The 2495-nt window shown below is 36.7% G+C and carries 4 protein-coding genes; all 4 read left to right on the forward strand.

Going from position 1 to position 2495, the window contains the following annotated elements; all coding sequences use genetic code 11:
* Positions 1-174: 174 nt before the first annotated feature.
* The 4 genes from OZD63_RS03455 (at position 175) to OZD63_RS03470 (ending at position 2379) form a co-directional block, all read left to right on the forward strand.
* Positions 175-681: a phage major tail tube protein gene (locus tag OZD63_RS03455; protein ID WP_275008126.1), complete on the forward strand. Its 507-nt coding sequence runs from the start codon at positions 175-177 to the stop codon at positions 679-681.
* Between the two features lie 61 nt (positions 682-742).
* Entirely contained in the window at positions 743-943 is a 201-nt protein-coding gene (locus tag OZD63_RS03460) for a hypothetical protein (protein WP_274979701.1), read from the forward strand.
* Positions 927-1208 (forward strand): type II toxin-antitoxin system RelE family toxin, encoded by a 282-nt coding sequence (locus OZD63_RS03465; protein ID WP_010082215.1) that lies wholly within the window; start codon positions 927-929, stop codon positions 1206-1208. The genes OZD63_RS03460 and OZD63_RS03465 overlap by 17 nt, the downstream gene beginning before the upstream one ends.
* 583 nt (positions 1209-1791) lie before the next feature.
* Entirely contained in the window at positions 1792-2379 is a 588-nt protein-coding gene (locus OZD63_RS03470; protein WP_274979700.1) for a reverse transcriptase domain-containing protein, read from the forward strand.
* Positions 2380-2495 lie beyond the last annotated feature (116 nt).

Consider the following 2495-nt stretch of genomic DNA (forward strand, 5'->3'; position numbering starts at 1 on the left):
GGTTTTGTTTTCTTTCTGCTACTCTCCAGTATTGGTCTAATTTTTTTAAATTGTTCTTTACTTATATCGCTTGGATAGCTTTTTTGCATAGATATACCTCTTTCTTAACTATGCTTATTTTACCTCATATTTTCGAGATCCTTAACAGGTTCTAATAAGTTAGGAGAAAGCGAAGTGTTACCCAAAATACTGAGAAATTCTAACGTATTTGTAGATGGTCGTGGTTATGCAGGAAAAATAGATGAAATTACGCTACCAAAGCTTACCATAAAAACAGAAGAGTACCGTGCTGGTGGTATGGATATTCCAATAAATATTGACATGGGCATGGAAAAGCTTGAAGCAGATTTCACTTTTGCTGAATACGATACAGAGCTCTTTCGGCTATTTGGGTTGATAAATGGAAATTCGGTATCTTTGACGCTCAGAGGTGGAATGCAAGGTAGTGGAAGTAATGATATTGGAGCAGTAATAATCAATTTAAGAGGCATTTTTAAAGAATTTGATTTTGGTAACTGGAAACCTGCTGAGAAAGCAACGCTGAAATGTACTGTAGCTGCCCATTACTATAAACTTACTATAGGCGGTAATGAGCTGGTAGAAATCGATGCTGAAAATATGATTAGAAAGATAAATGGCGTTGATCAAATGGCCTTGCTACAAACGATTCTAGGGATCTAATATGGTTGACAAAATTACATAAAAATGTTAAAATATAAGAAGTTGTAGGTATATAGTTAATATGGATTCTAAAGCTCGTACAAATTCCATAGAGCAGTTAACTGGTTTACTTGTTAGTGTAGCACAATCTCAAGACAAGTCCGTTTTAAAGTTATTAACTGAATTAATGGAAGAAGAAATTGAAGATATGGAATTATCTAAGATTGCTGACGAACGCTATAAAGAAAAGAGGGTTAAACATCGAGATGCCTTCTGGGATTAAGCCTTACAATATAGACTATTCAGAATCTGTTATAAAGAAAGACATTCCGGCTCTTCCAGCAAAAGTAAAGTTAATGATTAAGAAGGCAATAATGGAGCGTCTAACAGTTGATCCAATTGGACTTGGAAAGCCATTAAAGCATAACTTAAGTGGGCAACGTAGTCTACGGGTGAGTACCTATCGTATACTTTATTATATAGATGTACCAGAACATACAGTAGTTATTACTTCAATTGAACACAGAAAAGATTCTTATCAAAGCTAATCCTATTTATAGCACCATACAAAGAAATTAGTTATGTAAAAGCCGATATAGACTTTTATTTAATTAACTTTTTAAGGAGGAACATGCGTGCGCCAAGCAAAGTGCGTAAAGTCCAGTTGGTGAAAATCCAATCCAGGCAAAGCCTAGCCAGCAGCTTGGAACAAACTACTATGCTGCGTAAGGTAACGAGCGTAGTAAAGCTAGTGGAATGGACAACACAGGGTACAACGAAAGTGAAGGTATTGAGTCCCGAAATTCTCGATGTCATAGAGGTCGACACGTTGCATATAGTGGAAGACAGCAAGAAGGGTAACAATAGGGCAAGTTATCACTCACTCTATCGAGATCTGAGGCCGTATCACGTGTTGAGATGGAGTTTACGTAAACTTGGGAGATCCTTTGTATTCCTATTAAGGTACGTTGGAACAAGTCAACAAAGGCGAGTACTGACGGAAGATATAAAGGAAGTCGGACTGATTGATAGTACTCAGAGTGTGGGAAAGCCACATACAAGGGGAAGCGGTCAGCAATATAGTGACTGGTTTAGGAATTGCTATGCCAATACAACGGAGGTTGGAATAACGTGCAAAGAAAACTAAATCAGATAGCAGTAAGAGCCAAGCAAGATAAACGATTGAAATTTACATCGTTAATTCATCTGATAAACGCAGAGAATCTTGCTGAATGTTATAAAGAGCTAAAGCATAACAAAGCATGCGGTATAGACCAGGTGACAGTAGAAGCGTATGGAGAAAATCTTGAAGAGAAGCTTAACACTCTGGTGGATAGTATGAAAAGAAAGCAATATCAACCGCAACCAGTGAAAAGAGTATATATACCAAAAGCTGGAAGCAAAGAGAAACGCGGACTTGGGGTACCATCAACAGAAGATAAGTTAGTCCAGATAATGCTGAAGAAGATATTAGAAAATATTTATGAAGCTAACTTTCTGGATAACTCATATGGTTTTCGTCCTGGTAGAAGCTGTCATCAAGCGGTAAATGCACTAAATAAAGCAGTTATGTACAGACCAACTAACTATGTAGTAGAAGTTGATATCAAGAAATTCTTTGATAATGTCCAGCACAAATGGCTAATGAGATGCTTGAAGGAACGGATAACAGACCCAAACATACTGTGGTTAGTAAAGCGATTTCTTAGAACCTGTTAAGGATCTCGAAAATATGAGGTAAAATAAGCATAGTTAAGAAAGAGGTATATCTATGCAAAAAAGCTATCCAAGAGATATAAGTAAAGAACAATTTGAAAAAATTAGACCAATACTGG

Source organism: Wolbachia endosymbiont of Drosophila leontia, from assembly GCF_028981785.1.
Classification (GTDB): domain Bacteria; phylum Pseudomonadota; class Alphaproteobacteria; order Rickettsiales; family Anaplasmataceae; genus Wolbachia; species Wolbachia pipientis.

Bases quoted from the DNA above. Each gene is read 5' to 3' on its own strand.
- OZD63_RS03460 (WP_274979701.1), top strand. From the start codon at position 743: ATGGATTCTAAAGCTCGTACAAATTCCATAGAGCAGTTAACTGGTTTA.
- OZD63_RS03465 (WP_010082215.1), top strand. From the start codon at position 927: ATGCCTTCTGGGATTAAGCCTTACAATATAGACTATTCAGAATCTGTT.